The organism is Hydrogenophaga sp. (assembly GCF_965657535.1).
Lineage (GTDB): Bacteria > Pseudomonadota > Gammaproteobacteria > Burkholderiales > Burkholderiaceae_C > Hydrogenophaga.
The window spans coordinates 279625-299696 of sequence record NZ_CBFHOP010000001.1 but is presented as its reverse complement, the minus strand read 5'-3'; the positions used below and the strand labels follow the sequence as shown (position 1 = coordinate 299696).

The 20072-nt window shown below is 64.9% G+C and carries 22 protein-coding genes and 1 riboswitch; of the genes, 5 read left to right on the top strand and 17 right to left on the bottom strand.

Going from position 1 to position 20072, the window contains the following annotated elements; translation table 11 throughout:
• Positions 1-157: 157 nt before the first annotated feature.
• Entirely contained in the window at positions 158-853 is a 696-nt protein-coding gene (locus tag ACTG4K_RS01555; protein ID WP_439112433.1) for a transglutaminase domain-containing protein, read from the top strand.
• Here ACTG4K_RS01555 and metW read toward each other — a convergent pair.
• Together metW and metX are read right to left on the bottom strand one after the other, a co-directional pair.
• Positions 845-1426, bottom strand: a complete 582-nt coding sequence (gene metW / locus ACTG4K_RS01550; protein ID WP_439112432.1) for a methionine biosynthesis protein MetW — start codon at positions 1424-1426, stop codon at positions 845-847. The two genes, ACTG4K_RS01555 and metW, sit on opposite strands and share 9 nt — an antisense overlap.
• Positions 1427-1428: 2 nt before the next feature.
• Positions 1429-2604, bottom strand: coding sequence for a homoserine O-succinyltransferase MetX (metX, locus tag ACTG4K_RS01545; protein ID WP_439112652.1), 1176 nt, complete (start codon positions 2602-2604; stop codon positions 1429-1431).
• A gap of 72 nt (positions 2605-2676) precedes the next feature.
• Positions 2677-2749, bottom strand: a riboswitch (SAM riboswitch).
• A gap of 831 nt (positions 2750-3580) precedes the next feature.
• Here metX and ACTG4K_RS01540 point away from each other — a divergent pair.
• A complete protein-coding gene (locus ACTG4K_RS01540) occupies positions 3581-4018 on the top strand; it encodes an RNA recognition motif domain-containing protein (protein WP_439112431.1) in 438 nt (145 codons plus the stop codon).
• Between the two features lie 164 nt (positions 4019-4182).
• Here the strand turns inward: ACTG4K_RS01540 and ACTG4K_RS01535 are convergent, their stop codons facing one another.
• From ACTG4K_RS01535 to ACTG4K_RS01500, 8 genes are all read right to left on the bottom strand, one after another.
• A complete protein-coding gene (locus ACTG4K_RS01535) occupies positions 4183-5445 on the bottom strand; it encodes an FCSD flavin-binding domain-containing protein (RefSeq protein WP_439112430.1) in 1263 nt (420 codons plus the stop codon).
• Between the two features lie 7 nt (positions 5446-5452).
• Positions 5453-5746, bottom strand: a complete 294-nt coding sequence (locus ACTG4K_RS01530; protein WP_439112429.1) for a c-type cytochrome — start codon at positions 5744-5746, stop codon at positions 5453-5455.
• Between the two features lie 197 nt (positions 5747-5943).
• Positions 5944-6246 carry a P-II family nitrogen regulator gene (locus ACTG4K_RS01525; protein WP_439112428.1) on the bottom strand — a complete coding sequence of 101 codons (303 nt, stop codon included), beginning with the start codon at positions 6244-6246 and terminating at the stop codon, positions 5944-5946.
• Positions 6247-6260: 14 nt separating this feature from the next.
• On the bottom strand, positions 6261-7223 hold the full coding sequence (locus ACTG4K_RS01520) for a sodium-dependent bicarbonate transport family permease (protein WP_439112427.1): 963 nt from the start codon (positions 7221-7223) through the stop codon (positions 6261-6263).
• A gap of 125 nt (positions 7224-7348) precedes the next feature.
• Positions 7349-8158: an SDR family oxidoreductase gene (locus ACTG4K_RS01515; protein ID WP_439112426.1), complete on the bottom strand. Its 810-nt coding sequence runs from the start codon at positions 8156-8158 to the stop codon at positions 7349-7351.
• 29 nt (positions 8159-8187) lie between these two features.
• Positions 8188-8850, bottom strand: a complete 663-nt coding sequence (gene lptC / locus ACTG4K_RS01510; protein WP_439112425.1) for an LPS export ABC transporter periplasmic protein LptC — start codon at positions 8848-8850, stop codon at positions 8188-8190.
• On the bottom strand, positions 8847-9413 hold the full coding sequence (locus ACTG4K_RS01505; protein WP_439112424.1) for a KdsC family phosphatase: 567 nt from the start codon (positions 9411-9413) through the stop codon (positions 8847-8849). Before ACTG4K_RS01505 ends, lptC begins: the two co-directional genes overlap by 4 nt.
• Before the next feature lie 106 nt (positions 9414-9519).
• Complete coding sequence (locus ACTG4K_RS01500; protein ID WP_439112423.1) at positions 9520-10518, bottom strand: KpsF/GutQ family sugar-phosphate isomerase; 999 nt, start codon at positions 10516-10518, stop codon at positions 9520-9522.
• An 81-nt stretch (positions 10519-10599) separates the two neighbouring features.
• On the opposite strand from ACTG4K_RS01500, the gene ACTG4K_RS01495 reads away from it, so the two are divergent.
• From ACTG4K_RS01495 to ACTG4K_RS01485, 3 genes are all read left to right on the top strand, one after another.
• Positions 10600-12585, top strand: a complete 1986-nt coding sequence (locus tag ACTG4K_RS01495) for a cation:proton antiporter domain-containing protein (RefSeq protein ID WP_439112422.1) — start codon at positions 10600-10602, stop codon at positions 12583-12585.
• Between the two features lie 137 nt (positions 12586-12722).
• On the top strand, positions 12723-13685 hold the full coding sequence (locus ACTG4K_RS01490; RefSeq protein WP_439112421.1) for an MBL fold metallo-hydrolase: 963 nt from the start codon (positions 12723-12725) through the stop codon (positions 13683-13685).
• Positions 13686-13774: 89 nt separating this feature from the next.
• Entirely contained in the window at positions 13775-14320 is a 546-nt protein-coding gene (locus tag ACTG4K_RS01485) for an adenine phosphoribosyltransferase (protein WP_439112420.1), read from the top strand.
• A 60-nt stretch (positions 14321-14380) separates the two neighbouring features.
• On the opposite strand, the gene ACTG4K_RS01480 is transcribed toward ACTG4K_RS01485, so the two are convergent.
• The 7 genes from ACTG4K_RS01480 to rpmH all read right to left on the bottom strand — a co-directional run bounded on the left by ACTG4K_RS01480 (position 14381) and on the right by rpmH (position 19886).
• On the bottom strand, positions 14381-15046 hold the full coding sequence (locus tag ACTG4K_RS01480) for a hypothetical protein (RefSeq protein WP_439112419.1): 666 nt from the start codon (positions 15044-15046) through the stop codon (positions 14381-14383).
• A 90-nt stretch (positions 15047-15136) separates the two neighbouring features.
• Positions 15137-15628 carry a Crp/Fnr family transcriptional regulator gene (locus ACTG4K_RS01475; RefSeq protein WP_439112418.1) on the bottom strand — a complete coding sequence of 164 codons (492 nt, stop codon included), beginning with the start codon at positions 15626-15628 and terminating at the stop codon, positions 15137-15139.
• 105 nt (positions 15629-15733) lie between these two features.
• On the bottom strand, positions 15734-17167 hold the full coding sequence (mnmE, locus tag ACTG4K_RS01470) for a tRNA uridine-5-carboxymethylaminomethyl(34) synthesis GTPase MnmE (RefSeq protein ID WP_439112417.1): 1434 nt from the start codon (positions 17165-17167) through the stop codon (positions 15734-15736).
• 75 nt (positions 17168-17242) lie between these two features.
• Entirely contained in the window at positions 17243-18952 is a 1710-nt protein-coding gene (yidC, locus tag ACTG4K_RS01465) for a membrane protein insertase YidC (protein ID WP_439112416.1), read from the bottom strand.
• Complete coding sequence (gene yidD / locus ACTG4K_RS01460) at positions 18949-19236, bottom strand: membrane protein insertion efficiency factor YidD (RefSeq protein ID WP_439112415.1); 288 nt, start codon at positions 19234-19236, stop codon at positions 18949-18951. Before yidD ends, yidC begins: the two co-directional genes overlap by 4 nt.
• Positions 19226-19681 (bottom strand): ribonuclease P protein component, encoded by a 456-nt coding sequence (gene rnpA / locus ACTG4K_RS01455; protein WP_439112651.1) that lies wholly within the window; start codon positions 19679-19681, stop codon positions 19226-19228. The genes yidD and rnpA overlap by 11 nt, the downstream gene beginning before the upstream one ends.
• 70 nt (positions 19682-19751) lie before the next feature.
• Entirely contained in the window at positions 19752-19886 is a 135-nt protein-coding gene (gene rpmH, locus ACTG4K_RS01450; protein ID WP_066096666.1) for a 50S ribosomal protein L34, read from the bottom strand.
• Between the last annotated feature and the right edge of the window lie 186 nt (positions 19887-20072).

The window sequence follows — 20072 nt, the reverse complement described above, 5'->3', positions numbered from 1 at the left end:
GAAAGAAGCACGCTTTGCCCAGGCATTTCTAAAACTTTGATGCAGATCAAATGGCGCTCTGGAAGCACACAGGGGGTAATCGGGGGGAGGCGTGTGGCCCACGTCAGCAGTCGCGCGGGCGTCGCCACGCGGGCGCGGTTCTGGTACCTTGCGGCCTATGCCAAGCACCCCCCACACCGAGCCCTGTGCCCCCCACCTAGCGGCCACGCCCTGCATCGACAGCGAACACCCCGCCGTGGTGGCGTTTGCTCAAGCCCACGCCCAGGGCGACACGGCGCGTGAGCAGGCGGTATCGCTCTACCGGGCTGTGCGCGACCGGCTGCGCTACGACCCCTACCGCATCGACCTGTCAGCCCACGGCATGCGCGCCAGCACGGCACTGCAACAGGGCCACGGCTGGTGCGTGCCCAAGGCCGTGGTGCTGGCCGCAGTGGCGCGGGCGGCGGGCCTGCCGGCGCGGCTGGGCTTTGCCGATGTGCGCAACCACCTGTCCACCCAGCGACTGCGCGACACCATGAAGACCGATGTGTTTGCCTGGCACGGCTACACCGAGCTGTGGCTGGACGGCGCCTGGCGCAAGGCCACGCCGGCGTTCAACGTGGAGCTGTGTGACAAGTTTGGGTTGCTGCCGCTGGAGTTTGACGGCGTGCACGACTCGCTCTACCACCCGTTTGACCGCGCAGGCCAGCGGCACATGGAATACGTGGCCGAGCGCGGCCCTTTTGACGACCTGCCGTTGGCCCAGATTGCGGCCACGTTTGCCGAGATCTACCCCGGCCTGCTGGCAGGCCCGGCGGTGGCGGGCGATTTCGCGGCCGATGCCGCACGCGAAACCGGCCACGCTTCAGCTTGAGAAACGGAACACCGCCGTGCTGGCCAGCAGGTTGGGCAGGCTGCGCACTTCACGGCCTTCGTGCAGGCCAAAGCTGTCTTCAATGGTGAGACCGTTGCGCCGGGCCAGCACCTCGAAGTCGCGGTAGGTGCCCACGCGGATGTTGGGCGTGTCGTACCACTGGTAGGGCAGACGCTTGGTCACGGGCATGTGGCCCTGCAGCACCGCCAGGCGGTTGGGCCAGTGGGCAAAGTTGGGAAACGCCACGATACCCAGGCGCCCCACGCGGGCGGTTTCCAGCAGCATGGTCTGGGCGTTGCGCAGGTGTTGCAGGGTGTCGATCTGCAGCACCACGTCAAAGGCGTCGTCGCCAAACATGGTGAGCCCGCCTTCCAGGTTGAGCTGCAACACATTCACGCCGCGCTTCACACAAGCGAGCACCTTGGTGTCGTCAATTTCCACGCCGTAGCCGGTGCAGGCGCGGGTGGCCTGCAAGTGGGCCAGCAGAGCGCCGTCGCCGCAACCGAGGTCCAGCACGCGGGAACCGGGCGGCACCAGGCGGGCAATGGATTCCATCACGCTGTGTTCGGCCATGGTCATTTCCCTCCCACGCTGGCGCGCACGGTGTGCTGAAAGTAGGCGCGAACGGCCTGGTGGTAGCGCAGGTCGTCGAGCAAAAAGGCGTCGTGCCCGTGGGGCGCGTCAATTTCGGCGTAGCTCACATCGCGACCGTTTTCCAGCAGCGCTTTCACCATCTCGCGGCTGCGAGCGGGTGAAAAACGCCAGTCGGTGGTGAAGCTGATCAGCAAAAACTTGGCCCGGGCGCGGGCCAGCGCGGTGCTGAGTGAGCCGCCGTGTTCGCGCGCGGGGTCAAAGTAGTCGAGCGCGCGGGTGATCAGCAGGTAGGTGTTGGCGTCAAAGTACTCGCTGAACTTGTCGCCCTGGTAGCGCAGGTAGCTCTCGATCTGGAATTCAACGTCCTGGGTGCTGTAACGGTAGGCCAGCTCGGCCACCGCGACAGGGTCTTCGCCGTCCACCGCCCGCAGCTTGCGGCCAAACTTTTCGTTCATCACGTCGTCGCTCAAATACGTGATGTGCCCGATCATGCGGGCGATGCGCAGACCGCGCCGGGGCAGGGTGCCTTCGCGCAGGTAGTGGCCACCGCAGAAGTCGGGATCGGTCACGATGGCGCGGCGCGCCACCTCGTTGAACGCGATGTTTTCCGCCGTGAGGTTGGGCGCACTGGCCACCACCACGGCGTGGCGCACGCGCTCGGGGTATTGCAGCGTCCAGCTCAGCGTCTGCATGCCGCCCAGGCTGCCACCCATCACGGCGGCCAGCGTCTGGATGCCCATCACATCGAGCAGGCGGGCTTGCGCGTCCACCCAGTCTTCCACCGTGACCACCGGAAAGTCGGCGCCCCAGGGCTGGCCCGTGGCCGGGTTGGTGTGGGTGGGGCCGGTGGAGCCAAAGCAGGAACCGAGGTTGTTCACGCCGATGACGAAGTAGCTGTCGGTGTCCAGCGGCTTGCCGGGGCCGATCATGTTGTGCCACCAGCCTTCGCTGCGCGCCAGCGGCTGGCCCTGCGCGTCGGCATGCAGGCCGGCCACATGGTGTGAGGCATTGAGCGCGTGGCACACCAGCACCGCGTTGGATCGATCGGCGTTGAGCGTGCCGTAAGTTTCCACCACCAGCTCGTAGGCGGGCAGCACGGCGCCGCTGCGCAGGGGCAGCGGTTGGTCAAATCGGAACGTTTGGGGCGTGACGATCACTGGGCATTCCCCGCTGGGCAGGGTCCAAAAAAACAAAACCCGACGCCGCCCAACACAAGTGTTTCAAAGGCGAGGCCGGGAATCCCCCCTTTAGCGGCATTTCTAAAGCGCCCGCAATCTGGATCAAATCGGCGCTGGGGCAAGTATAAATTGAAGCGCTGTGCGCCGCACAGTCCCACCCACGCCGCCCACAGGCACAGTCGGTGAGAGCGCCCTGGCGGACAACCTGCAGGCAGGCGTTGGCGCTTGATCGCGCAGGCTACTGGGTAAAAGCAACCACCACTCAAGCTTGCAAGACGGCCCAACCCAAGAAACCGTGCGCGCGCGGTACCACCGGCCCATCAGCAAAAAAGCGCCAAATAACACCAAACAGCGTGCCTGCCAGCGCGCCACTGGCTTGCACGCAGACACCCAGGGACCTGCGCCTGACCGCTCATCAACACCGCCACCGTGAGCGGTTTACAGGCACCCTAAGCCGACCGGACCCCGGCCAACAACACCTGCAACACGCTCAGTTGCGATGCCCCTCTGAGCGTGCCCAGGACCAACGGAAGCCTCACGGTGGCGACGTGCACCAGCGACGACAGCATCGTGCTCAGCAACGGCGGCCCGCCCGCGCCCACGGTAGCGCCACTCAGGCGTCTGGTGCGATGCACGGCGATGGCCCGCGGCATATAAACAATAAGCAGACAGCGCGCCCGCCGGGTGCGTTGCCCTGGGCCGACCACAGACCAGGCCCTGTGCGGGCGACCTACCAGGCTGTGGTGTGCAGGTGTTGTTATTGCGCATCGCCCCAACAAGGCGCCCATCGCCACTGAAAAATTGTCACTGTCTATGCGGCATTGCGCGCATAATCTTCCCGCGAGCGTCTGAAACGCTCGTTTGACAAGTGATCGGTTGGTTTCGCGTGCTACAGGTTTTGTTTGCTAACGGGGCTCCATCGCTATTTTTATCAGTGTTATTAGGAGTCCCAACCATGGGCAACAAACTGTACGTGGGCAACCTGCCCTACACCGTCCGCGACGAAGACCTGCAGCAAGCTTTCAGCGCCTACGGCTCTGTCAACAGCGCCAAGGTCATGATGGAACGTGACACCGGCCGCTCCAAAGGTTTCGGCTTTGTCGAAATGGGCAACGACGCCGAAGCGCAAGCTGCTGTTGAAGGCATGAACGGCCAGTCTCTGGGCGGTCGCAGCCTGGTGGTGAACGAAGCCCGTCCAATGGAAGCCCGTCCTCCTCGCACCGGCGGCTTCGGCGGCCCCCGTGGTGGTGGCGGCGGCTTTGGTGGCGGCGGCGACCGTTCCGGCGGTGGCGGCTTTGGTGGCGGCGGTGGCGGTGACGGCGGTTTCCGCAGCCCCTACGGCGGCGGTGGCCGTCGTGACGGCGGTGGCGGCGGTGGCCGTGGCGGTTATTGATCGCTCAGTCCCACAGTCCTGAACACCACTGAACCGGCTCCCGAAGACGGTCAGCGCAGGAAGAAAAAAGCCCCTTGGCACGCCACGGGGCTTTTTTCATGGTCAGTCAAACGTCTGCGGAGCACAGGCGGCCACGCCGCCCGCTCGTCGCCACCGCAGCGGGCTCAGCCCAATGTGTCGTTCATGATGTTGGTGGCCCAAGCCATGGCGTAAAGGCCTTCCATGGTGCTGGGTTGGGCAGACACCCCGCCAGCACCCGGAGCCGGCACCATGATCTTCTTGCCTGCGTCATAGCGGTACACGGCGGCCACATGGATCACCTCGCTCTGGGACACAAAGCTGTAGCAGGTGTTGGCAATAATGGGCTCCGAAGGCACGCCCATGCCGTACGACTGCGCGGCAATGGCGCCTGCACAGACCTTGGCCTCTTGGTTGGCCATGTGACCCGACTTCGGCATGCCTGGCGCGCCCGCAATCGAATCGCCCAACACGTACACACCTTGGGCCACCGTCGATTCGTAGCTGAGAAAATCGACACCGCACCACCGGTTGCCCACATTGGCTAGCCCGCTGCTGCGGGCGATGGCACCGGCCCGCTGGGGTGGGATGACATTGATGACTTGGGCCTTGACCTTGCCCTGCACCTCAAACTCCAGAATGCCTGCCTGGGTATCCACTGCTTTGAGATCGGCGTTGGGGACGTATTCGATGCGGTCGCCGTAACGGGTTTTCCAGACCGCCTCAAACAGGCCCTTCTTGGCCTGAATCTCGGGATTGGCGTCAAACACCAGCAGCTTGGCCTTGGGTTTGCGGGTCTGAAGGTAGTGCGCAATCAGACTGGCCCGTTCGTAAGGGCCCGGAGGGCAGCGGTAGGGCACCTTGGGAATGGTCATGACTACCACACCATCGTCGGGCAGTGCCTGCAACATGTTGCGCAGCTGCTGGGTTTGCTCACCGGCTTTCCAGGCGTGTGGCACGCGAGCCTGCTGGGCGGGCGTGCCCATGCCCTCGATGCCGTCGTACACATAGTCCACACCGGGCGAGACGATCAGCCGGTCGTACGGCAGTCGCTCGGCACCAGCGCGGACTTCGCGCGCCGACAGGTCGATGCCGTCGGCCCGTGCACGCACCCAGCGCAGCCCGTTGTTGGCCACAAAACGGCTGTACGGGCGCGAAATGTCGCGCAGTTGCAGGCCACCGTGAATGACACGGTTGCTCATAGGGCACATGACGAATTCGCTGGCGGGCTCCACCAGGGTCACCTGCAAAGCCGGGTTGAGGCGGCGCAAATACCGGGCAGCTGTGGCGCCACCGAACCCACCGCCAATCACCACCACCCGCTCACCGGTCTGAGCCGCTACGTGGGGTGCTGCCAAGGCGGCCGTGGCCACCAGACCGGTCTTGAGGAAAGCACGTCTTTGGGTCATGGGGGGCTCACTTCAGGCTGGAGAAATAGTCTGCGATGCGCGACAGCTCGTCGTCGCTGTACCCCTTGGCATGCTGGTGCATGATGGTCGCGGGCAATTTTCCCGTCTTGTAACCCAACAGCTTGGTCAAAAGATCGGGCGCCGGGCGCCCACCGATCGTGAGGCCGGTGCCTTCGGCGCGGCCGTCGGTGCCATGGCAAGCCATGCAGCTGGCGGCCCACAGCTTCACCTGAAACGCGGCCGGGTCTGGCGCTTGGGCCCATGTGCCCCATGGCCATGCCACTGCGGCCAACAGCGCCATGCATCTGGCATTCTTTGCCCACATAGGCGGGTGATCGATCAGGCGCTTGTGATTCTTGACCATGTGAAATCTGGGTGTGCTCGGGAGGTGCGCCCATGTTGCAACACCCGGGCCGGAAGTCAAGCGAGCCGCGCAAAGCAGCCCGACAAACCTCGCGAATCAGGCGACCAGTGGCTGGCGCTGGACGGCCTGCACGCTCAGAATTTTTCGGCCCGGACCACGTCCACGCCAGAGAAAAACAAGGTCAGGCTGTAGTGGGGCGCGTAGGTGGCGAGCACATGGCGTGCGATGGCGTCGGCCACCTCGGCGGTGCAGATCAGCTTCATTTCAATGCTGCGGTCGGCCTCCCACAGGGCTTCACGCGTGCTCAGGCGGCTGCCGCCGCGCACGTCGTGCACGGTGTAGCCCTGCGCGCCGAGCCGCTGGCTGTCGGCCACCAACCGTTTCTCAATGGCCGCTTCGGTGATGATGACCAGCAGGGTTCGGGTGTGTTTTTCCATGGCGGGTGCAAAGGTCAGGCGAACAGATTTTGAAGCCAGCGCGCCAGCTCAAGGTACAGCGGCACACCCAGCACAATGTTGAACGGAAAGGTGAGGCCGAGCGCGGCGGTGATGGACAGGGCTGCGTTGGCTTCGGGCACGGCCATGCGCATGGCTGTGGGCGCGGCGATGTAGCTTGCGCTGGCCGCCAGCGTGGCCATGATCGCCACGCCGCCGGTGCTCAGGCCCAGCATCACCCCGGTGAGTGCGCCACCCACCGCCAGCAGCGGCGGTGCGATGAGCGCAAAGCCAATGATGCGCACGCCATAACGGCGCAAATCGCCCAGGCGCCCGCCAGCCACCAAACCGAGCTCCAGCAGGAACAGCGCCAGCACGCCTTTGAAAGGTGCCATGAACACGGGGGCAATGGGTGCGGTGCCCGCTTCGCCCATGACGGTGCCAATGAGCAGCCCGCCCGCCAGCAACAGCACCGATTTGCCAAAAAACACGTCGTGCCCCAGCTCGGCCCAGTTGATGCTGGGCTTGCTGGCCCCGGGTGCAGCGGGCGCGCCCAGACGGGCCAGCAAAATGCCGGCCACGATGCCGGGCGCTTCCATGATGGCCACCCACAGGGCCGCGTGGGCTTCGGTTTCGACGCCTTGGGCAGCCAGATACGCGCTGGCCACAGCGAAGGTGACGACGCTGACCGAGCCGTAATGTGCGGCCATGGAGGCGGCGTCTACCCGGCTCAGGCCCAGCGCCCGCAACACCGGCGTGAGCACAAAAGGAATGGCGAACCCCAGCGCCATGCAGGCCAGCATTTGGGGCAGCAGGTCCAGCAGAGGTTGCTTGCTCAGCTCAATGCCGCCCTTCAGGCCAATGGCCAGCAGCAGGTAAATGGAGAGCGTCTCGTACAGGGCTTCGGGCAAGCGCAGGTCGCTCTTGACCAGACGGGCAAACACGCCCAGTAGAAAGAAAAGCACCACGACATCCATCATGACAGGCACTCCACGGAAGACGCGGGAAAGGGATGCGTGGCCTGCGCAGGCGGATGGCCGTGGTCCAAGGAGGTGTCAGGGATCATGGACACCGATTGTGCGCGATACGGCTGCACCGCAGCCGGCTAGGGCGCGGCTTGGGAACCTTGCCGGTGCTTGCGCGGGCGCCCCGACAACAGGCGGTCAAACAGCGGGTTGGGCAGCAGGCGCAGCAGCTTGGCGACCACGCCCATTTGCCAGGGAATCACCCGGTAACTGGTGCGGGACTGGATGGCATCGAATGCGCGGTCTGCGAAGGCTTCGGCGCTCATCAAAAACGGCATGCTGTAGCGGTTTTTCTGGGTCAGCGGCGTGTCCACATACCCCGGCAGCAAAGTGACGACCGCCACACCGCTGCCACGCAGTTCGCCACGCAGGCTTTCGCAGTAGGCCACCACCGCAGCCTTGCTGGCGCAATAGGCGCCGTGGCCGGGCAGTCCGCGAATGGCGGCCACGCTGGCAATGCCGACCAGAGCGCCGCGACCTTGCGCGGTCATGGTGGTCACAAAGGGGTGAAAGGTGGCGGCCAACCCGGTGTTGTTGACGGCGAAGGTGCGGGCCTTGACGTGGATGTCCTCCGGCTCGGCCGTGTCCATGCCAATACTCACGCCGGCGTTGGCGATGACCACATCGGGCACGCCCTGCGCAGCCAGGCAGGCCTGGCCCACGGCGACGATGCTGTCCACATCGGCGACGTCGGCACCGTAGACACGGCAGCGCTCAGGGCCCAGACCCTGCGCATCGGCCCAGGCCTGCATGTCGGCGGTGCGCCGGGCCACCAGCGCCAGCCGGTAGCCGGCGCGGGCAAATCGGGCGGCCAGCGCTTGGCCAATGCCGCTGGAAGCACCGGTGATGAACACCATAGGGGCTGGGGTGAGCGCTGGGGTGTCAGGCATAAAAGCGGCGTTGGGTGGAGGGCACTGGCTCAGCGCGGGGAGAGCTGGGCCTTGACCCGGCCCTTGAACAAGACCACCTGCTCATCGCCCTGGTAATTGAGCGAGTCCGCGTTGATGCGGTCGTTGCCGCGCACCACGGTCACCGGGCGGTCGGACACCAGCCGCTGCGGCTCGGTGAACACCTGCAGCAGATCGCCACGAAACTCCAGCCGGGGCAGCACCGATCCGTCGGCCTTGCGGCCGGCCTCACGCACCACCACGGCATCACCCTCCAGCACAAACTCGGTCTGTGCGCCGTTGCTGGTGACACGTTGTGCGGTGGCGGTGGTGAGCAGGCCACCGGCCTGCAGCGAACGGATGCGGGCCTGGTCAATCTCCACCGAGTCGGTGTCGGGACGGTGGCGCGCTTCGGCACCATAAATCTCGCTCTTCAACACGCCGTCGGCGTCGAATACTTTGACGGAAAAGCGGCGCATGAAATAGTCGGGCTCGTGTGTGACCGGACGTGCCGCCGCCGGCAAAGCGGCTTCGGGCGTGGCGCGAAGCAGCCAGTAAGAGGCCAGCGCCATCAGGCCCATGAGCAACACGGGCAGGTAAATGGACACCTGGTCCCAGACGCGCCCGGGCCGCCAGGCCACAGACCGGCTGGGTGCTGCAGGGCCGAGTGGTTGCAGTGGCGCGGTGTTGCTCACCGGGCAGCAGCCTCAAGTTCGTCGGCGTAGGCGCCACGGGCCACCAAGAGAAGGTCGCACAACTCGCGCACCGCACCTGCGCCGGGCAAACGCTGAGTGACCACGTGGGCCAGCGCCAGCACTTCAGCCTGGGCGGTGGGCGGCGCGCAGGCCAGCGCGGCTCGACGCAACATGGGCAAATCGGGCCAGTCATCTCCCATGGCCGCTGCGGCCGACCAGTCCAGCCCCAATTCGGCCAAGATGGCCTCGGCCGCCGGTCGCTTGTCTTCCATGCCGTAGCGCACATGCACCACACCCAGCGCCTCCAAGCGCTTGCGCAGGGCGGCCGAGTCGCGCCCGGTCACCACAGCCGGCGTGATGCCAGCGCGCTGGAGCAACTTCAGGCCATGGCCGTCCAGCGTGTGAAAGCGCTTGAGGGTCTCGCCCGTTTCGGTGAAATACAGGCCGCCATCGGTGAGCACACCGTCCACGTCAAAAAACACCACGCGCACCGGCTGCGCACGCAACAGCAGCACGGGGTCGAAGTTCAAGGTGGGGCGCAGCGGCGGCAGATCAAGGGACATGGAGCAATGCTAACCGGGGAGGACAAAAGCACCGAGTGAAGAAACACCAACCCAGGCCACCAGCGCCGTCCCCCTGGGGGGAAGCCGCGCAACGGCGCACGGGGGGTCAAATCACCTTCGCGCGCATCAAATCGTTGCTGTTCAGGGCACCACACAGTTGGCCCGCCTCGTCCACCACCAGCACGCTGGTGATGCGGCTGGACTCCATGAGGCCGGCGGCTTCCACCGCCAGCGCGTCGGACCGCACGGTGCGGGGATTGGCGTGCATCACGTCGCGCGCGGTGAGGGTGCGCAAGTCGGCGCTGCTGCCGGTTTTTTCGATCAGGCGGCGCAAATCGCCGTCGGTGAAGATGCCCAGCACGCGATCATCCGCGTCCACCACGGCGCTCATGCCCAGGCCTTTGGCGCTGATTTCGCGCATCAGCGTCATCAGGTCGGCATCCAGCGGCACGCGCGGCACGTCGGCGCTGGCGCGCATCACGTCGCTCACATGCGTGAGCAGCTTGCGCCCGAGTGCGCCGCCCGGGTGCGAGCGGGCAAAATCGTCGGCCTTGAAACCGCGCGCATCCAGCAGGGCCACAGCCAGCGCGTCACCCATGGCGAGCTGGGCGGTGGTGCTGGCGGTGGGGGCCAGGTTGTGCGGGCAGGCTTCTTTTTCCACCGAGGCGTCGAGCACCACGTCGGCGTGGCGGCCCAGGGTGGACTGCGGGCGCCCGGTGAGTGCCACCAGTGGCACACCCATGCGTTTGATGAGCGGCAGCAGCACGGTGAGCTCTTCGCTTTCACCGCTGTTGCTGATGCCCAGCACCACGTCGGCCGCGGTGATCATGCCCAGGTCGCCGTGGCTCGCCTCGGCCGGGTGCACAAACATGGCGGGCGTGCCGGTGGACGCCAGCGTGGCGGCAATCTTGCGGCCGATATGGCCGCTTTTGCCCATGCCCATCACCACCACGCGGCCCTGGCTGTTGAGCACCAGCTCGGTAGCCTGGGCAAACGCCTCGCCCAGCCGCGCGGCCATGGCGGTGACGGCCAGTGCCTCAATGGTCAGGGTCTCAATGGCCAGCGCCTGGGCGCGCAGGGGGTCAAACGGGGTGGGTGAACGCATGGCGCGATTATCGCCGCCGCACCGCCCAGGCGCCCGGCGGCACGGGGAAATGACCGCCATCGCCCGTTAACATTCAAAGGTATGAATTCGCTCGACATCACGCTCTTGTACCTGCTGGCCGCCGTGCTGGGCGTGGTGGCCTGCCGCCAGCTGAAGCTGCCGCCGATGCTGGGCTACCTGGTGGTGGGTGTGATCATTGGCCCCAACGCCCTGGCGCTGGCACAAAACTCCAGCGGCGTGCGCTACTTGGCCGAGTTTGGCGTGGTGTTCCTCATGTTTGTGATTGGCCTGGAATTCAGCCTGCCCAAGCTGCGCAGCATGAAGCGCCATGTGTTCGGGCTGGGCATGTCGCAGGTGTTGCTGACGGTGCTGATCACCACCGGCGCTTCGCTGGGCCTGGCGCTGCTGCTGCCCACCTGGTGGAACGTGTCCTGGCAGATCGCGCTGGCGCTGGGCGGTGTCATGGCCATGAGCAGCACCGCCATCGTCATCAAGCTGCTGGCCGAGCGGCTGGAACTGGAGTCCGAACACGGCAAGCGCGTGGTGGGTATTTTGCTGTTTCAAGACTTGGCCGTGGTGCCCTTGCTGGTGCTCATTCCGGCCCTGGCAGCGGCACCCGAGGACCTACTGCCAGCGCTGGGTTGGGCCTTGGTCAAGGCGGTGGTGCTGCTGGGTGTGCTGCTCACCGGTGGCCAGCGGGTCATGCGCTGGTGGCTGACGCTGGTGGCGCGGCAAAAGAGCGACGAGCTGTTCATGCTCAACCTGTTGCTGATCACCCTGGGCCTGGCCTGGCTGACCGAGCACGCCGGCCTGTCGCTGGCGCTGGGTGCGTTTGTGGCGGGCATGCTGATCTCTGAAACCGAATACAAGCACCAGGTGGAAACCGACATCCGTCCGTTTCACGACGTGCTGCTGGGCCTGTTTTTCATCACCATCGGCATGATGCTGGACTGGTGGCTGGTGATTGAACGCTGGCCGCTGGTGCTGCTGCTGCTCACGCTGTCGCTCGCCTTCAAGCTCGCACTTATCACCGGGCTGACCCGCCTGTTTGGCGCCAGCGCCGGTGTGTCGCTGCGCGTCGGCCTGTATCTGGCACAAGGCGGTGAATTCGGCCTGGTGCTGCTGACGCTGGCCGGGCAAAACAACCTGGTCCCACCCGCGCTGTTCAACCCGATCCTGGCGTCCATGGTGATCTCCATGCTGGCCACGCCCTTCATCATTCTGTACACCAACGCCATCGTGACCCGGCTGGTGGGCAGCGACTGGCTGATGCAGTCGGTGCAGATGACGAGCATTGCGCGCAAGGCCATCAACGCCGACAAGCACGTCATCATTTGCGGCTATGGCCGCTGTGGCCAAAACCTGGCGCGCTTGCTGGAAGCCGAAGGCATTCCGTACATGGCGCTCGACCTTGACCCCGACCGTGTGCGCCAGGCCGCCGCTGCCGGGCATTCGGTGGTGTATGGCGACGCCGCGCGGCTGCAGGCGCTGATGGCGGCCGGCCTTCACCGCGCCAGCGCTGTGGTGGTGACCTACCTCGACACGCCCAGCGCACTCAAGGTGCTGCACCACACCCACGAGCAGGCAGTGAACGCGCCGGTGGTGGTGCGCACCGTGGATGACACCGACCTGGAGAAACTGCGCCAGGCCGGCGCCACCGAAGTGGTGCCCGAAGCCATTGAAGCCAGTCTGATGCTGGCCAGCCATGCGCTGGCGCTGGTGGGGGTACCCATGCGCCGTGTGATCCGCGTGGTGCAAGACCAGCGCGACGCGCGCTACAACCTGCTGCGCGGCTATTTCCATGGTGCGGGCGACGACAGCCTGGACGACATCGACCACGAGCGCCTGCACACCGTGACCCTGCCCACCGCCGGGCGCACCGTGGGCAAAACACTGGGCGGGCTGGCGCTGGAGGCGGTGGGTGTGCGGCTGGTGAGCCTGCGCCGGGCCAGCGGCCTGCCCTGCGCGTTCAGTGACGACTCGGTGCTGGAAGGCGGCGACACGCTGGTGCTCAGTGGCAAAGCGCCAGCGCTGGCGCTGGCCGAGGGCAAATTGCTGTCAGGCTGAGTAGACGACTGCGCAGCAGGGGGCTTCCGACCACGCGCAAATTCCATGCGATCACCATGGTTAAAGAGACCAATTGGTATACATGATGACCAATCAGTCTGTATGCTTTCGGCTCCTTACCAATCTGGAGCAGCATCATGATGGACCGCCGACTTTTCCTGGGTGCCGGTATCGCTGGCGCCTCTGCACTCACCTTCTCGTCCGTGTGGTCTCAGAGCACGCCCAACTTCGGCGCACCTGTGCTGCCCGAGGTCGGTTTTCGCCGCATGAAACTCGGCGCCATGGAAATCATTGCGCTGAACGACGGCGCCCTGCGCCGCCCACTGGGTGAAGAGTTTGTGCGCAATGCACCACTCGAGCAGGTGAAAGCCCTGCTGGCCTCGCAAAACCTGCCCACCGACTATGTGGACATTCCGTTCACCGCCTTCCTGGTGGTCAGCGGCGACACCAAGCTCCTGATCGACACCGGCTTTGCCGACAATGGCCCGCCCACCACGGGCAAGCTGCGCGCCAACCTGGCCGCTGCCGGTTACAAGCCGGAAGACATCAACCACGTCATCCTGAGCCATTACCACGGTGACCACATCAACGGCCTGCGTGCCAAGGACGGCTCGCTGGTCTATCCCAACGCCAAGGTGCATGTACCCGCACCCGAGCACGCGTACTGGATGGACGATGCGCGCATGGAAGCCGCGCCCCCGGCCATGAAAGGTGCATTCCAGGCGGTGCGTCGAACCGTTGGCAGCCTGCCCGCCAGCCAGTTGGTCCTGTTTGAACCCGGCGCAGCAATCGCCCCCGGCATCACCTCGTCAGCGGCCTTCGGCCACACCCCTGGCATGAGCATCTTCACCGTCCGTTCCGAAGGCCAGTCGTTCACGTACGTGGCCGATGTGGTGAACGTACCCTCGCTGTTTGCACGCAGCCCCGAGTGGGCCGTGGCCTTCGACATGGACGCGGAGATGGCCAGGCAAACCCGACGCCGCGTGTTTGACATGTTGGTGAAAGACAAGGCCGTGGCTGGTGGCTTCCACTTCCCGTTTCCGGCGTTTGGCACCCTCGAGGCCGCCGGCAATGGCTACCAGTTCAAGCCCATGGCCTGACCCAGCGCCTCGCCCAGAACCCCGGCTTCAAAACCGGGGTTTTTTTGTGTGCGGGGCGATAATGAAAGCCGCTCAACGGACCCGACCCCATGGACACCTCTGCCTATTTGAAAGCTCACATCCGCACCGTGCCGGACTGGCCTGCGCCCGGCGTGCAGTTCCGCGACATCACGCCGCTGCTACAAGACCCCAAGGTGTTCCGCGTGCTGATCGACGTGTTTGTGCACCGCTACATGGACCCGGCCCTGCGGCCTACCGTCGTGGCCGGTCTGGACGCGCGCGGCTTCATCATCGGCTCGGTGCTCGCCTACGAGCTGGGCGTGGGTTTTGTGCCCATTCGCAAAAAGGGCAAGCTGCCGTTCACCACGGTGCAGGAAACCTACGAACTCGAATACGGCAGCGCCACCGTGGAGCTGCACACCGATGCGGTGAAGCCGGGCGACCGCGTGGTGCTGATTGACGACCTGATTGCCACCGGTGGCACCATGATGGCGGGTGCCCGGTTGCTGGAAAAGCTGGGGGCTGAGGTGATGGAGGGCGCCGCCATTGTGGACCTGCCCGAACTGGGCGGCTCTGAAAAACTGCGCGCTTCTGGCCTGAAACTGTTCACGCTGCTGGACTTCACCGGACATTGACCAGCGCTTGGATCAGGCCGTTTATCGGATTGGTGACCTGACCGGGCCGTTCAGCGCATCTCAGAGCTTCCCGTGTTGCGTCTCGCTCAACGCAGAGAAGTCGCTGTGCGACTCGGGCACGGGCAAATACACATCGGCCCCAGATGGCTCACGGCGCACCGGCGTGGCGGCGCTCTGCAGCGCACGCCGAAAAGCCTCCACCTCATCAGGCGCGACGGGCTGCGGCCGGTTGTGCGCCGATGGCTTGCGCGGTGGCGGCATGGCGGTGGCGCTGGGCGCGCGCTCCTCGCGCCGGGTCTGGGCGGCCACTGCGGCTTTGAGCGCCATGCCGCGCTGGTCGTGCACCGACTTGCGCCGCCAATACACCGAACGCACAGCCATGCTGTGGCGCGACTGGGCGCTCGACTGAATCCAGCGCTCAATCTCCAGCAGGTACTCGTCGGGCATCACCTCAGCGGGCAAAGCCAGGTCAATCAACACCAGAAAACTGTCGCCGTTGGCGTCCAGCGTCAGCACCTTGAACTCGTAGCTGGTGGACAACACGCCGCCTCGGATCATCGACTCGCGCACCACCGAAAACAGCTGCTCGCGCCGCAAGATGCGCCGGCCACGGCGCGGCGAAATCAGAGGAAGGTTGGTTTGGACAAACGAACGGCGCGCCACCGAAGCGCCCGGTTTGCGTACCGGAGCGGGTTTTTTGGCTTGCAGCCAGCTGAACAAGGACATGGGCGAAGTATGGGCAAAACTGCGCGGAGCAGTGGGCGGATAAAGGGCAGAAATCCCGGGCTGATGCACCCTTGAACCCGCGCTCAGCGCTCAGGTCACCGCCACCCGCCTGGGCTTGTTGTACATGCGGCGGGCCAGCACGGCCGACATGGCCACGGCCAGGTCCAGGGCCACATCAGGGTGGCGCACGGACAACTCGCGAAAGCGCAGTGGCGTCATGCACCAGAGCCGACAGTCAGACCCGGCTTGCACGTTAGCGCTGCGGGGCAGATGGCTGAAAAAAGCGCCCTCGCCCAGCAACGAACCGGCGCCCACCATGGCAATGCAGATGCGCTCCCGGTCGTCTTCATAGTGCACGGTGAGGCTGCCGCTTTCAACGAAATACACGGTGCGGTCTTTAACCCCTTGCTCAATCAGCACCTGCCCTTGAGACAGGCTGACGGGCTGCAGGTAGTTGGCCAACGCCGTCCACTGGGCTTCGTTCAGGCTCAGCGGCACCCCGTCCAGCGCTTGGCAATGGCGCATGGACTGCGCCAGGCCCTGGATGCCGTGGCGCAACGTGGCCGCAGAAGAAGCGTTCATGCCGCAAGATAACCGCAGGCGGTGCCTGTGGGCAAGGCGTTTTTACGGCTGCTTACCGTTTCACTCCCAACGGTGCGCGGGCAGCGCCGGGCGGCGCACGGGGCCTCACTTTCCGATGCAAAAACGCGAAAAAATCTCCCCCAGCAAATCGTCGGCGGTGAATTCGCCGGTGATCTCACCCAGCGCGTGCTGCCCCAGGCGCAGCTCTTCGGCCAGCAATTCCAGGTGCTCGGCGCCCACGGCCAACAGAACGTGGGCGCTGTCCAGGTGCACGCCCACGCGCTGCAGCGCTTGCAAGTGCCGCTCACGCGCCATAAACAGGCCGTCGCCCGCGTGTTGCCAACCCGCCAAAGCCAGCAGGCGCTGGCGCAAGGCTTCCAGCCCGTCACCACTTTTGGCCGACAAGGCCAGGTCGCCAGCCTGCAGGCGTTCTGCCAAAACCGAATCGGCACCGATCGGGCACTGATCCAGCTTGTTCCACACCTGCAACACCGTCACACCGGCGGGCAGCGCAGCGCCCAGGTGGGCGGCAATGGCTGCGTCTGCGGCCTGGTAGTCGGCGCTGTCGCTGCGGGTCAGATCGTGCAAAAACAGCACCGCATCGGCCCGCTCAATCTGACCCCAGGCGCGCTGAATGCCAATTTTTTCGACCTCATCCACGTCCGGGCTGTCGCGCAAGCCGGCGGTATCGATGACATGCAGCGGCACGCCCTCGATCTGAATGGTTTGCTGCACCACGTCACGGGTGGTGCCCGCGATGGACGTCACGATGGCCAGTTCGGCACCGGCCAGGGCGTTGAGCAGGGAGCTTTTTCCTGCGTTGGGCTGGCCCGCAATGACCACCTTCAGGCCGTCGCGCAGCAAGGCGCCCTGACGGGCCTCGCCTTGCACATCGGCCAGCGCGCTGCGCAGGCGTTGGAGTTGGCCCATGGCGTCGGCCTTATGCAGAAAGTCAATGTCTTCCTCGGGAAAATCCAGCGTCGCTTCAACCAGCATACGCAGGTGAATCAAAGCGTCGCGCAGCGTGTGGATACGCTCCGAAAACACCCCGGCCAGCGAGCGCGACGCGCTGCGTGCCGCCGCCTCGGTGCTGGCGTCAATCAGATCGGCCACGGCCTCGGCCTGCGCCAGGTCGAGCTTGTCGTTCAGAAACGCGCGCTCGGTGAACTCGCCTGGGCGGGCTGGGCGCAGCCCGCCCAGCAGCGGCTGCCCAGCGGCGGCGGCCGACTGCGCCACCGCCAGGCAACGTGCCAACAGCAGCTGCAGCACCACCGGCCCGCCGTGGCCCTGCAGTTCCAGCACGTCTTCGCCGGTGTACGAGTGCGGGCCTGGAAACCACAGTGCCAGGCCATGGTCGATCGGCTGCCCCTGTGCGTCGGGCAGCGGCAAGTAGGTGGCTTCGCGGGGCTTGAGATCGCGGCCCAAGAGCGCCTGCACAAACGGTTTCAACCCTCGGCCGGATACGCGCACGATGCCCACAGCACCCCGCCCGGGCGCGGTGGCTATGGCGGCAATAGGGTCGGTTTGTGCGCTGAGCATGGTGGGGGGGCTTTGCGAGCAGTGGATCAGAAACACCAAGGGCCGCTTGCGCGGCCCTAGGCGGGAGCTTGTGCCTTATTTGGCAGCCGGCTTGCCTTTGAACAAGTCAAAAGGCAACGTGAATTTCAGCGGTACGCCCATGCGGTTGTTGATGAACGATTGCTGCGCAATGGTCAACACGTTGTTGGTGATCCAGTAGAGCACCAAGCCTGACGGGAAGAAGAAGAACATGACCGAGAACATCAGCGGCATCATCCACATCAGCTTGGCCTGCAGCGGATCGGGTGGCAGCGGGTTCAGTGCGGTCTGGATCATGGTGGTCACGGCCATCACCACCGGCAAGATGAAGTAGGGATCGGGCGACGACAAGTCGGTGATCCAGCCCAGCCAGGGCGCATTGCGCATTTCCACGCTGGACAGCAGTACCCAGTACAGCGCAATGAACACCGGGATCTGGATCAGGATGGGGAAGCAGCCACCGAGCGGGTTGACCTTCTCTTCCCGGTACATCTTCATCATTTCCTGCTGCATCTGCTGCGGGTTGCCCTTGAGACGCTCGCGCATTTCCATGATGCGCGGGTTGATCGCCTTCATCTTGGCCATGCTCTTGTAGGCGCTGGCGTTGAGCCAGTAGAAAGCGGCCTTGATCAGCACCACCAGCAGCACGATGGCCCAGCCCCAGTTCTGCACGAAGCCGTGGATCTTCTCCAGCAACCAGTACAAAGGCTTGGCCAAAATGGTGAGCCAGCCGTAGTCTTTCACCAGCTCCAGGCCGGGCGTGATGGTTTCCAGCACCTTCTCGGCTTGCGGGCCCACAAACAGGCGGGCCTGCACGCTCTGGGTCTGGCCCGGCGCCACGGCGGGCAGTGCCGTGATGGCGCCTACCGCGTACAGGTTGTTGTCGATCTTGCGGGCAAAGTTGTCGCGCGCCACGCCATCACCCAACACCCAGGCCGTGGCAAAGTAGTGCTGCACCATGGCCACGTAGCCATTGGTTGCGGTCTTCTCGAAATCGGCCTTGTTCTTTTCGATGTCGGCGAATTCGACCTTCTGGTATTTCTGCGCCTCGGTGTAGATGGCCGGGCCGGTGAAGGTGGAATAAAACGGCGTTTCGCTGCTGAGCTTGTTGCCGTCGCGCACCAGTTGCAGGTACAGCTGCGGGCTCACCGGCTGGCCGCTGTTGTTCACCACATCGTGCTGCACCGTCATGTCGTAGCGACCGCGCGTCAGGGTGTAGGTCTTGACCAGCTTCACACCACCCACCTCGGCCGACTCAAAGCGCACCTGCAGCTCGTTCTGGCCATCTGCCAGTGACGTGGCACCAGGCACCAGCGTCATCGGGGTTTTGTGGGTCGGGAAACTGCCGCCGATCAAACCGCTCTGCGCCACATAGGTGCTGTTGGCGCTCTGTGTCAACAGGGTGAACGGCTTGTCTTCCTGGTCTTCGCTGGAGCGGGTGGCTTCCGCGTGTTTGAACAGCTGGGCGTCAATGAGCGAGCCGCCTTCGCTGTTGAACACCAGCTTGAGCACGTCGGTGCTGACCTCGTGGCGCATCGCCGCAACCGCTGGCGCACCAGCAGGCGCTTCACCGCCCACCGCGGCCGAACCCACCGCCGCCGGCAGACTGCCACCGGCGGCAGGTGCCTGGCCGGCTGCTGGCGCAGTGACGGCGGACCCCGGGAAAAAGGTGGGTTTCTGGCCGTTGTGGATCTGCCACTTGTCCCAGATCAGGACCATCGAAAGACCAAAAACCACCCACAGGATGGATCGACGGATGTCATTCATGACGGGTTCTTCTTTTCTGAGGGGGGTGAAATCAGACGGGAAAACAGGGCGGGGGTGGCTTCAGGCACCGCGTCAAAGCCACCGTCACACCACGGGTGGCAACGGCCCAGGCGTTTGAGCGTGAGGTAACTGCCCGCCAGCGCGCCGTGGCGCTCCAGCGCGCCCAAGGCATACACCGAACACGAGGGCTCGAAACGGCAACTGCTGCCCAGCGCAGGGCTGAGCAGCAAACGATAACCTTTGACCAAGCCGATCAGGACTTGGCGTGGCCAGTCAGACAGCATGGGGCAACTCCGGCGAGACGGGTGTGCAGGCGCTCGGCGCTTGCGCAGCAGGCACCTTTGGAGCCACCCGGTCCAGCAGCTGGTTCAGCTCGGCCCGCACCGCGCGCTTCAAGGCATCGGACGTGGCGCTCACAAACTGCTTGCGGCTGAATTCGGTGCGCAGACGAACAACCAAAGCCGCCTGAGGCAGCTGGTGGGCTTTCTCGCGGGCAGCTTCGTAAATCTGGCGCCGAATGGCGTTGCGGGTGACGGCACGACGCGCCCAACGCTTGGGCAGGAGTACACCCAACCAAGTGTCGGCCACAGGGAAAAGCGCCCGACCTGCGTGGGCGCTCTCGTGTGCGGCGTCCAACGCCACACGGTGCAAGGCGAAGTGGGGGGTTTTGGCCACAAGGGCACCCGCCATAACGGCTTGAAATTGCTGCCTGGACTTGAGCCGCTGCACCACTGCTGAACCCTCAGGCGCGTTCAGTGGTTGCGCCGGGCCAGCCGACAGCGGCACAGCACGCGCGGGCTCAGACGGCCAGACGCTTGCGGCCCTTGGCGCGGCGAGCGTTGATCACTGCACGGCCACCACGGGTTTTCATGCGGACGAGGAAGCCGTGGGTGCGGGCGCGTTTGATCTTGGAAGGCTGGTAAGTGCGTTTCATGGTGCTCAGTAAAAATCGGGGAAACCCGCAATTATCGCAAAGAAACCCGATGCCGGGCAAGCACTTGCAGGTATATCTGGTGCCAATACGTCAACAAGACGGTTTTTCGCATGCCCAGGCCGGCAACCCAAGCTTGTGGATAAGTGTCCACGCGCACTACAATTCGCGGTTCACCCCGAGCCATTT

Coding starts and splice junctions, on each gene's coding strand:
- ACTG4K_RS01555 (WP_439112433.1), top strand. CDS start 158: ATGCCAAGCACCCCCCACACCGAGCCCTGTGCCCCCCACCTAGCGGCC.
- yidC (WP_439112416.1), bottom strand. CDS start 18,952: ATGAATGACATCCGTCGATCCATCCTGTGGGTGGTTTTTGGTCTTTCG.
- ACTG4K_RS01500 (WP_439112423.1), bottom strand. CDS start 10,518: ATGCGTTCACCCACCCCGTTTGACCCCCTGCGCGCCCAGGCGCTGGCC.
- ACTG4K_RS01535 (WP_439112430.1), bottom strand. CDS start 5,445: ATGACCCAAAGACGTGCTTTCCTCAAGACCGGTCTGGTGGCCACGGCC.
- ACTG4K_RS01540 (WP_439112431.1), top strand. CDS start 3,581: ATGGGCAACAAACTGTACGTGGGCAACCTGCCCTACACCGTCCGCGAC.
- ACTG4K_RS01525 (WP_439112428.1), bottom strand. CDS start 6,246: ATGGAAAAACACACCCGAACCCTGCTGGTCATCATCACCGAAGCGGCC.
- ACTG4K_RS01475 (WP_439112418.1), bottom strand. CDS start 15,628: ATGAACGCTTCTTCTGCGGCCACGTTGCGCCACGGCATCCAGGGCCTG.
- ACTG4K_RS01485 (WP_439112420.1), top strand. CDS start 13,775: ATGGACACCTCTGCCTATTTGAAAGCTCACATCCGCACCGTGCCGGAC.
- yidD (WP_439112415.1), bottom strand. CDS start 19,236: ATGCTGTCTGACTGGCCACGCCAAGTCCTGATCGGCTTGGTCAAAGGT.
- ACTG4K_RS01530 (WP_439112429.1), bottom strand. CDS start 5,746: ATGGCGCTGTTGGCCGCAGTGGCATGGCCATGGGGCACATGGGCCCAA.
- metW (WP_439112432.1), bottom strand. CDS start 1,426: ATGGCCGAACACAGCGTGATGGAATCCATTGCCCGCCTGGTGCCGCCC.
- ACTG4K_RS01505 (WP_439112424.1), bottom strand. CDS start 9,413: ATGTCCCTTGATCTGCCGCCGCTGCGCCCCACCTTGAACTTCGACCCC.
- ACTG4K_RS01495 (WP_439112422.1), top strand. CDS start 10,600: ATGAATTCGCTCGACATCACGCTCTTGTACCTGCTGGCCGCCGTGCTG.
- ACTG4K_RS01490 (WP_439112421.1), top strand. CDS start 12,723: ATGATGGACCGCCGACTTTTCCTGGGTGCCGGTATCGCTGGCGCCTCT.
- ACTG4K_RS01515 (WP_439112426.1), bottom strand. CDS start 8,158: ATGCCTGACACCCCAGCGCTCACCCCAGCCCCTATGGTGTTCATCACC.
- ACTG4K_RS01480 (WP_439112419.1), bottom strand. CDS start 15,046: ATGTCCTTGTTCAGCTGGCTGCAAGCCAAAAAACCCGCTCCGGTACGC.
- ACTG4K_RS01520 (WP_439112427.1), bottom strand. CDS start 7,223: ATGATGGATGTCGTGGTGCTTTTCTTTCTACTGGGCGTGTTTGCCCGT.
- rpmH (WP_066096666.1), bottom strand. CDS start 19,886: ATGAAACGCACTTACCAGCCTTCCAAGATCAAACGCGCCCGCACCCAC.
- mnmE (WP_439112417.1), bottom strand. CDS start 17,167: ATGCTCAGCGCACAAACCGACCCTATTGCCGCCATAGCCACCGCGCCC.